At 65.9% G+C, this 8,668-nt stretch carries 5 protein-coding genes; 1 reads left to right on the forward strand and 4 read right to left on the reverse strand.

Translation table 11 applies throughout. The annotated features are described in order from the left end of the window. Nucleotides 1-112: 112 nt before the first annotated feature. From ACIBCM_RS12315 to ACIBCM_RS12325, 3 genes are all read right to left on the reverse strand, one after another. Nucleotides 113-1,405 carry a restriction endonuclease subunit S gene (locus tag ACIBCM_RS12315; protein ID WP_399242072.1) on the reverse strand — a complete coding sequence of 431 codons (1,293 nt, stop codon included), beginning with the start codon at nucleotides 1,403-1,405 and terminating at the stop codon, nucleotides 113-115. Further along, a complete protein-coding gene (locus ACIBCM_RS12320) occupies nucleotides 1,402-3,468 on the reverse strand; it encodes an N-6 DNA methylase (RefSeq protein WP_399242074.1) in 2,067 nt (688 codons plus the stop codon). Before ACIBCM_RS12320 ends, ACIBCM_RS12315 begins: the two co-directional genes overlap by 4 nt. 78 nt (nucleotides 3,469-3,546) lie before the next feature. Beyond that, the gene (locus ACIBCM_RS12325; RefSeq protein ID WP_399242077.1) at nucleotides 3,547-5,667 is read right to left on the reverse strand and encodes an N-6 DNA methylase; all 2,121 of its coding nucleotides are present in this window, start codon (nucleotides 5,665-5,667) and stop codon (nucleotides 3,547-3,549) included. Between the two features lie 196 nt (nucleotides 5,668-5,863). On the opposite strand from ACIBCM_RS12325, the gene ACIBCM_RS12330 reads away from it, so the two are divergent. Continuing rightward, a complete protein-coding gene (locus ACIBCM_RS12330; RefSeq protein ID WP_399242079.1) occupies nucleotides 5,864-7,558 on the forward strand; it encodes a TIGR04141 family sporadically distributed protein in 1,695 nt (564 codons plus the stop codon). A 446-nt stretch (nucleotides 7,559-8,004) separates the two neighbouring features. Here ACIBCM_RS12330 and ACIBCM_RS12335 read toward each other — a convergent pair whose 3' ends face one another. Continuing rightward, nucleotides 8,005-8,523, reverse strand: coding sequence for a PIN domain-containing protein (locus tag ACIBCM_RS12335; protein WP_399242081.1), 519 nt, complete (start codon nucleotides 8,521-8,523; stop codon nucleotides 8,005-8,007). Nucleotides 8,524-8,668 lie beyond the last annotated feature (145 nt).

Raw genomic sequence — 8,668 nt, forward strand, 5'->3', positions numbered from 1 at the left:
GCGAACCGGTTGAGAGTCAGGTTGTGATGAGCATGGATCTGAGGTCGCGGACGCGCGGACATGGGCGACGAATGGCAGTGGGTGGCGAAGCATGGCGGGACCCCTGGTGTGATCACCCCTCGATCCCGCGTCCACTGGCGGTGGACACGTCGATCTGGCCGGTGACGGCGGCGGTGATCAGGGCTTGGCGGCGCTCAGCGAGCAACCTGACTTGACGTTTCATGAGCTCTTGAATGCTGGCCGCGTCATCGGCTGCCTCCGCGATCTCTTTTACAAATTCCGTCTGCTGAGACCAAGTGGCAAGTGGGATAGGCCAGTCTTTAATGTCCTCTCCTCGCAATTTGACCATTGACTGAGAGGTTCCGCGGGCGACGGATTCGATCAGTGATCGAACCCGACCACTCAAGGCGATCTGCATCACGTATTCGGCCTTGATTCCACTGATCAGGCCAACTCGATAGATGAGATCTGGAAGAAGGAGATGAGGTGGTGGATCATCGCCTACGACTGCAACATCCCCCACGAGGCTTGGCGTGTTCGCGCGGGTCACGAGAAAATCGCCAGCGCGGACTTCGTGTACTGAGGAAAACTGGACATCCTCTGGGAGTCGCTTGTTCTCCCCCGGGTGGAACTTCCCATTCTTCACAGCGCTTAGCTTCAGCACTGCCCGTTCATTTTCTCCCTCGCGAGAGACTGCTTCGGACTGAGGACTCGCACCTTGCTCGATTCGTGTAACAAAGCGGCGCAGTGGCGCTGATGCCTGCGAATCTGCAAGCCGGTTGACTAGGTTGTCCCGTACGGAATGAACTCGTTCGACCAGCCGCATTTGAACCGAGTTATTCAATGTCAAAAGACGGTCGATGCGGGCGGTCTCGGCGTCGAGGAAATTTGCAATGCGGTGCTGCTCATCCATCGGGGGTACCGGGACCCTCAGTTGCTCAATATCCGGCATGTAAATCGTCTTGTGAGTGGATCCCGTTGCAATGCGCTTGAGATCCGGAGCCATTGCCCTGAGTGAATGAAGAAGATACCTGGGATTCAGTTTTGGCCCACATGTCCAGGTGGCAAAATCTTGACTCGTCGCCATATCCGCACCCATGATCGCGGAGAAGCCGACCGACGCAGTACGCGAGAGGATCACGGTGTCAGCCGGATGCTTTACCGCTGCTGAATTGGCCAAGCCGAGCTCGCTAACCTTCTCCTTTGTCTCTCTAATGACGTCGGTCGTGCCGCTACGCAACTGCCATACGTCAGCCAGGGTAATCCAAGGAACCGTGCAATTATCCCAATATTTTGGCACGCTCCGGCTGGGTGTGTGCCCGGAACCAAGTCGGGCAACAAGTCGAATTGGCACGGTTGGCCAGCGGGACCCTTCAAGCCAGGGGGCGACGGAAGTGCTTGTCACTTCGTGACCTCCCCGAGCAGCGCCTGAATCTCGATCTCCAGCGACTTCAACTCCGCATCGATCTTCGCCAACGCCCGCGGCGGCTTGTACACATAGAAATGCCGCGTGAACGGGATCTCGTACCCCACCTTCGTCTTGCCGTGGTCGATCCATGCGTCCGGGACATGCGGCAACACCTCCCGCCGCAGGTACTCATCCACGTCCTCCTCCAGCGGCACGTTCTCGTAGTCCCGCAGATCAGGATCCGGTTCCGACTCGCCCTTGATGTGCTGGACCTCGCCCTTCGGATCCCGGACGCCGACCGCCTCCCGCAACGCCTTGCTGAACGGCGCACCCGCTGGCCACATCAGGCCGGCCGCGACGACCGCGTCCTTGAGAGCGATCCACGCGTCGGACTTCGCCGTCCAGGACTTCCCGACCAGCGGGCGCAGCGCCGCTGCGAACGCCTCGGCATCAGTCGCCCGGGCGATCGGTTTCGACGCGGTGACGGTCGCCATCGTCTCCTCGGTCACCTCGAAGCGGAGCTTCAGCGGTCGTTCGACGGTGATCCGGCGATACCCGAAGTCCTCGTTGCGGAAGACCTTGATCTTTCCGGCCCGGTCGGCCAGGTCATGACCGCCGTCCTTCTCCGCCGCGTCGAGAACAGCCAGCGCCTCCGTGTAGAGCCTCGTGATCTCGGAGATGTGCTGCTCGCCCAGCTCCTTGCGCTTGTTGCCGAGCGACTTCCGCATCTTGCTCCAGTAGTCGCGCGCGTCCAGCAGGACGACCTTGCCGCTCCGGTCCCTTGCCTTGCGGTTGCTGAGCACCCAGACGTACGTGGAGATGCCGGTGTTGTAGAAGAGCTGGTCGGGCAGGGCGACGATGCCCTCCAGCCAGTCGTTCTCCAGGATCCACTGACGAATCCTGGACTCCCCCGACTCGGCTGCTCCCGTGAACAGCGGGGAGCCGTTGAAGACGATCGCGATCCGGCTGCCGCCCGACCCCGATGCGTCCACCGGCTTCATCTTCGAGATCATGTGCTGGAGGAAGAGCAGCGAGCCGTCGTTGATGCGCGGCAGGCCGGCCCCGAACCTCCCGCTCTCGCCGAGGCGCTCGTGTTCCCCCTCGACCGCGTCCTTGACCTTCTTCCACTCCACACCGAACGGCGGGTTGGCCAGCAGGTAGTCGAAGGTGGCTCCGGCGTGGCCGTCGTCGCTGAACGAGTTGCCGAACTTGATGTTCTCCGGATCCTGGCCCTTGATCATCATGTCCGACCGGCAGATGGCCCAGGACTCGCCGTTGAGTTCCTGGCCGAAGACCTTGACGGTGGCGTCCGGGTTGAGGGCCGTGATGTGCTCCTCGGCCGCGCTGAGCATGCCGCCGGTCCCGCAGGCGGGGTCCATGACGGTTCGCACGGTGCCCGGCAGGGCCAGGGCGTCACTGTCCGGCGCGACGAGCAGATTGACCATCAGCCGGATGACTTCCCGGGGTGTGAAGTGCTCACCGGCCGTCTCGTTGGACTGCTCGGCGAAGCGCCGGATCAGCTCCTCGAAGGTGTAACCCATCTGGTGGTTGGTGACGATCTCGACCGGCTTGCCGTCCTCGCCGAGCACGAGATTGCCGTCTTCGTCCCTCTTCACCGGCCGCAGGTCGAGGTCGGCGAATCGTCCGACCACCTGGTACAGCAGGTCCGCCGCGTCCAGCCGCTTGATCTGCTGGGCGAAGTCGTACCGCTCCAGGACTTCCCGGGCGTTGGGGGAGAAAGCGCCGTAGTACTCGTTGAGGTACTTCGCCGCGTGAGACGCGTCGCCCGCGATGGCCTTCAGCGTGTAGGAGCTGGTGTTGTAGAAACTGTGGCCGGACGCCTTGCGCAGGAAGCGGTCGGGGTTGATGTCCTGGTCCTGGAAGCGGGCCGCGACCTCCAGGACCTTGTCCTTGGTCGGGGCGAGGACACACTCCAGGCGCCGCAGCACGGTGAACGGCAGGATCACCTTGCCGTAGTCGGACTGCTTGTAGTCACCTCGCAGGAGGTCGGCGACCGACCACGCGTGGTTCGCCAGTTCCGTGTGCTTACTGCTGTTCAACGGAGTCCTTCCGGTGTTCGCTGTCCCATCAGGACAGGAGACGTCGAGTCTGGTCGTTCGCGGTGCGTGGCGCACGTTTCACGCCGATCCGTGACCGTTCGGCAACAGCGCGCCGCCGGTGAGTCCGGTGCCGAGGAGACGGGTGACATCCTCGGCGGCCCGGTCGGCACGGCGGGCGGCGGTGCGCAGTTCGTGCAGGTGGCGGAAGGCGGTGCCGTAACGCCGCTGCTCGGCGAGCGGGAGCAGGGGAACGCGCAGTCGTCGCGGGTCCACCCGGACGAGGGATGTTCCGGTGGCGGCGGCGTTGACGTTCTGCTCCGCTGCCAGGAACCCGGCGAGGAACCACGGGTCGAGCCGCCGCTGATCCGGGCGGAACAGCAGCAGATGGGGTCCGAGGAAGCAGCCTGCCTCGCCCGGCTCGACGACCCGGGCCGCCGCCGTCCGTCCCGGGCGGAGGATCTCCGTGAGAAGCACGTCACTGGCCTCCACGAAGGGGACGGCGACGCCGGTCGGAAGGTCCGCTTCCGTTCCGGAGGCGGACCGGTTCTCGAAGACGTCGGCAGCCGTGAGCGCCGGTCGTGCACCGGGTTCTGCTTCGGGCCGGGGCCCCGGTTGGCCGCTACGGGTCCGGCGGCCCGGAGGCGCGGTGTGGAGCAGGCGGAGAGCGCCACCGCGCAGAAGGTCCGCAACCGTGGCGGTGCGCCAGTCGCGGGGCCGGTCGTCGGCCGGCGGCCAGTCGCCGTCGGTGCTCATGCCGACCAGGTCTGCCGCCGCTTGACGGAGTTGGTCGTACTGCTCCGATGCCTGCCGGGCCAGCAGTTCGGGGCGGAGTGCTTGCCGGGAAGCCGTCCGGATGCGGCGGGCCGGGGTCAGGTCCACGGCCTCGTCCAGGAGATCGGTGACCTGCATGGCGGTGGCGATACCCGGGGCTCCTGCGAAGCCGTCCTGGTCGTCGAGGTAGGGCCGCCACGCTGAAAGCACGGTGTCATCGACAGCGTCCCAGTCGAGAGCTCGGATCTCGGCAGCCGTATCGACGAGCAGGACCGTACCCGGGGCTTCAGCCCCTGGATCGGGCCGTTCGAGCACCCAGAGGTGCAGGCCGATGTGGAGCGGGGTGGCCGCGCCCTGGGGAAGGGAGACGACCGCACGGAGGGCTCCGTCGCGTACGAGCTGAGCCCGGATACGCCGACCGGCGGTGCGCTCCGCGACGGCGGGCGGCATGAGCAGCACGGCACGGCCGCGGGGGGTGAGATGGGCAAGGCAGTGTTGGACCCAGGCGAGTTCGGGCTCGCCCTTGGGCGGCACGCCGTAGGCCCAGCGTTGGTCGTATGCCAGCTCGTCGTGCCCCCACTCACGGACTCCGTACGGAGGGTTGCACAGGACGGCGTCCGCGGTGAGGTCCTTGAAGGCGTCGGAGCGCAGACTGTCTCCCGTATGTACGGTGATGGCCGCCTCGGGGGCGCTCAGCCGGAGCCGCACGGCGGCCTGGGCGGACTGGGTGGCCAGGACGTCCTGGCCGTGCAGTGCGGTCGCGCCGGCGGATGCCGCAGCGGCGAGCAGTGATCCGGTACCGCAAGCGGGGTCGAGAACGCTCGCGGGGAACGCACCCGCGCTGTCGGTCAGGAGCCGGGCCATGAGGTCGGCCAAGGGGCGGGGCGTGAGGTAAGTGCCGGTGCCTCCCGTGTCCTCCAGAAGACGCTCGGCCAGGACATCCGTCGCGGCCTCGGCGCCATCCGTGACGACGCTGTGCAGCAAGGCCCTCAGCGGACCGGCCGCCTCGGGTGCGTACGCGGCGTCCTCGTTTCCCGGGATGTCCTGGGCTCCGTCGTCCGCTGCTGACCGGACCCATCGCAGTAGTGCGTCGTCACGCAGTTCGGGAAGGGCTTCGCGCTCCCTCCGTTCCAGCCGGGCAGCCGTGAGCACCGCGGGGAGCAGGTGCAGGGCCAGTTCGGCGCCGCCGGGGTGGGTGCGCAGCGCGGTGCGAAGTCGGTCCGCCGGTGTGTCCTCGGGGAGCCGGCCACGGGCGGAGAGCCAGGCGCGCACGGCGTCGAGGTCGTAGGTCGGGCTGGTGTCCGTGCCCCCCGCAGGGGCCGGGAAGTCCGGATGCCGACGACGCCAGTTGCTCACCGTGGCGCGGGTTACTCCGGCCAGCCGTGAGATGTCGGCGGCGGTCACGAGGGCACTGGCCTGCTGGTTCATGGGCTCCTGCCGGGTGACGTGGGGGCGGGCTTGCTGGACGGCTTCACTCTATACCGACATCCAATCGAAGTGAAGTGTTTGACAGTGCTTTCAGTTGTCGCTCTACTGGTTGTGCTTTCACTCGGCTTCCCGGCTTCTCCGGGTTTCCCGGACTTCCTCCTGCCCGCAAACACGTCGATTCGAATGGAGCGGCACCATGGCCACCAGCACTTCCGGTACGTCCAAGCGCACCCTGTACCGACTCACGGGTGTCGCTCCCACGGTCGACGCGCTGTTCGACGTCCTCGACCTGGCTCGGCTCGAAGCCGTCGACGCGGAACTGCACTTCCCAGAGGAGCGGTTGGGTGTTCCGTCCTTGCTGGTCACCGGCAGCTTCGAGAAGCCGGTCGCGAGCTGGTGCGGAGAGATCAATCGCACGACCGGATGCGAGGTGTCGCGGGCGGTCAACCGGTCGGCCGGGCTGCTGATGCTCGTGGTCGACGGCGAGGTGTACGCCATCGGCTACGACCAGGGCTTCCGCCTGGTGCCCGACCGGGTCAAGGACCGGCGGTTCGGGCTGAGTTTCGTGATCCGCAGGGTGGATCCCGCGCAGATCCGGGACATGGTCTCCCATACGCCGGGCGGCGGCCGGACCGACATCACGCTCGTGCCCGGCGGCGCTCCGGTCTGGAGCCTGGGGGTCCAGGAGCACGCGCAGATCGTGCGGCGGCTGGGCGGTCGGCTGGACGGGATCCAGCTGACGATTGCTCAGGACGACCGTACGAAGCTCTCCAGCGTCGAGGGCGGTACCGGGCTGCGGATGCGCCTCGGTATCGACGCCGCGGACCTGGTCGCGGACATCCGGGCCATCGCCGGTGTCCTTCGGGACAACGCCCCGGCTCCGGAGCTGGAGTTCGTCGAGCACATCGTCCCGGTCAAGGACGCCGGCCTCGTCACGCGGCTGGAGGAGCGGCTCGACGGCATGCTGGGCGAGGTACCGGACGGACGTATCGCAGCCGCCGTGCCGTCAGATCACTGGGACGACTACGGCACTGCCCAGGCATTCGCCACCAAGGTACACAGCCGGGAGGCGCGCCTCACCGACGACTTCAGCCTGGAGTACGTCCTCGACCGGGCCCGGGTGCAGAGGGCGGGAACGCGCTTCGCCGCGCTCCGGGACGGTACCGTCACCCTTCACGCGCACACCCGGGCGGAGAGGGGCGACGTCATCTGGACGTCGAGCGTGCTGCGGTGGATCGAGGCGCAAGTGGCGCTCGGTGCCCGCCGGTTCTTCCTGCTGGACGGTCAGTGGTACGAGATCGGTGAGGCGTATCTGGAGGCGATCCGTTCGCAGGTGGAGCGGCTCATCACCGACACGCCGTCGGTCGACCTTCCGGCCTGGGTGCTCGGGGACAAGGAGCGGGACTACAACGAGTCGGTGCCCGACCTGCGGCCCGGGTATGTCTGCTTCGACCGTGACAACGTCCGGACCGCGCTGCACCGGGGCAACGGCGTGGAGATCTGCGATCTGCTGAGCCCGGACGATGTCCTGGTCATGGTGAAGCGGGCCAAGGGCTCCGACGCGCTGAGTCATCTGTTCGGTCAGGCCGTGGTCGCCGTTCAGACCCTGCTGCACTCGCCGGAGGCCATGGACGGGTTCGCCCGGAAGGTGACCGTGGCCCGGCCCGGTCGGGCCTTGCCGGACGGCTTCCGGCCGTTGAAGGTCGTATTCGCGATCCTGCTGAAGAGCGGAACCGACCTCACCGCAGACACGCTGTTCCCGTTTTCCCAGGTCACCCTTGTGCAGACGGCCAAGATGCTTGAGGCGTGGGGTGTTGCTGTCGAGGTCATGGGGATTCAGGCCACGGCGATGCACGCGAGCCGGGTGGGAATCCGTCACTTGGCTGCGTAGCGGGAGCACCGCAGCCGTGGGTGCTGCGAAGAGGCACGCTGGTCGACGTGCGGCCGGTCACGTTGTACCGACGGGATGCGGGGGAGCGGTCGGCTCTTCTACCTACTGGCGGGTGGGGGAGGAAGCGCGCGCATGTGCTCCCGCCCGAGCGCATCGGCTCACCTGTGGCCAGGCACCCGTACGACCTGCGACACGCGTGCATCACGAGGTGGCTCAATGCGGGGTGCAGTCCCAGGATCACACGAATGCAATCCTCCACGCGCTTTATGCCTACCGAGGTCTCTGTAGCGACACAGAGTGTGTCGGAGGTGTTTCGCACGCACCCGGAAAGCGGAGCCTGCTGAGCGTCTGGAGATGCCCGTGCCCCAACCGCACCTGGTTGGGGCACAGGCTCTGGAGGCAATCAGGTCAAGGCTCGCAGCGCCGCTACTGACGCCACGAGACCCTCACGCTCCAAGGAAGCGATCACGTCGGCGACTACTGCGTGCGGCGGTTTCTTCCACCCGTCCGCTATCTGTGTGAGCACTCCGTGGACCAGCTGGGGAGACAGGTCGACTTGTGCCTCGATGAACGCGTCTGGATGGACGGCCTGTACATCCCAGGGTAGACAGATTGTCGGCAGGGAAGTGCCTCAGGTTGGAGGTGACGATCACCTGCGCCTTTGCTCTGATGGCAGTGGCCAGGACGTGCCGGTCGTCGGGGTCTGGCAGATCAACTACTTCGATCAGTGGTTCATACCCCTTGACCAGCACGTCCCGGACCGCACCTGACATCCGCTCCCGTGTTCGGTCCAATTTCCCCGGATCCAGGTCAGGCCGGTTCTTCTTCAGGTTGCGGAAGGTCTCATCGAGAATCTGGTCCGTCCACTTCGCCTGCACTATCCCTGCTGGCGCTACGCGGATGAGAACGTCACGCAAGGTGCTTGGATACAAGACATTGGCGTCGTAGACGGCGACGAAAGCCATGACCTAGATCATTCCCATCTCCTGGCCGAGCTGGGTGAGCTCATCAGCCACTAAGGCTTGTCCCGTAAATGATCTCTGGTTGGGTGTGGACGTGGTCGGTGGCCCGTCCGGCTGTTCGTCTATCCGGCGAGATTGAGGTTGTGCA

The organism is Streptomyces sp. NPDC051018, assembly GCF_044456085.1.
Taxonomy (GTDB): domain Bacteria; phylum Actinomycetota; class Actinomycetes; order Streptomycetales; family Streptomycetaceae; genus Streptomyces.